General features: G+C 70.5%; 1 pseudogene. It reads right to left on the bottom strand.

Annotated elements, in window-relative coordinates:
- Nucleotides 1–89 precede the first annotated feature (89 nt).
- Nucleotides 90–911: pseudogene (locus CCN33_RS30440) on the bottom strand (acyl-CoA dehydrogenase family protein); the annotation flags it as partial.

Raw genomic sequence — 911 nt, 5'->3', positions numbered from 1 at the left:
TCAGTGGCGAACCGGCGGGCCGCCGGGAGGACGGCTTCTTCAACCAGAGCTGAGGCGGGGCCGTTCACCGGCCCCGCCCCCCAGGGGGCTCACCGGAAGGCGTCGAGCCCGGTGAGCGCCTTGCCCAGCACGAGCTGGTGCATCTCCACGGTGCCCTCGTAGGTGAGCACCGACTCCAGGTTCGTCGCGTGCCGCATCACGGGATATTCGAGGGAGATCCCGTTGGCGCCGAGGATCGTCCGCGCCGTCCGGCAGATCTCGATGGCCTCGCGGACGTTGTTCAGCTTGCCGAAACTGATCTGCTCGGGCCGCAGCCGCCCGGCGTCCATCCGCCGCCCCAGATGGTGGGCGAGCAGGATTCCCTTGTGCAGCTCGACCGCCATGTCGGCGAGCTTGGCCTGGGTGAGCTGGAAGCCCCCGATGGGCCGCCCGAACTGCTCNNGGCAGCCGTACGTCGTCCAGCACGAGTTCGCTGGTGACCGAGGCCCGCAGCGACCACTTGTGCTTGATCTCCGGCGCCGAGAAGCCGGGCCGGTCGGTGGGGACGACGAAGCCCCGGATGCCGTCCTCGGTGCGCGCCCAGACCACCGCGACCCCGGCGACCGAGCCGTTGGTGATCCACATCTTGCGCCCGTTGAGCACCCAGTCTCCCCCACCGTCCCGCTTGGCGAACGTGCGCATGCCGGCCGGGTCGGAGCCGTGGTCGGGCTCGGTCAGCCCGAAGCAGCCGATGACCTCGCCGGAGGCCATGCGGGGCAGCCACTCGTTCTTCTGCTCCTCGCTGCCGTACCGGTGGATCGCGTACATGGCGAGCGAGCCCTGGACCGAGACCAGGGAGCGGATGCCGGAGTCGGCGGCCTCCAGTTCCAGGCAGGCTAGGCCGTACTGCACGGACGACGCGCCCGCGCAGC

This window comes from Streptomyces recifensis (genome assembly GCF_002154615.1).
GTDB classification, from domain to species: Bacteria; Actinomycetota; Actinomycetes; order Streptomycetales; family Streptomycetaceae; genus Streptomyces; species Streptomyces griseoluteus.
Note: the sequence above shows the minus strand (reverse complement) of the source record. Positions and strands in the feature narration are given on the sequence as shown.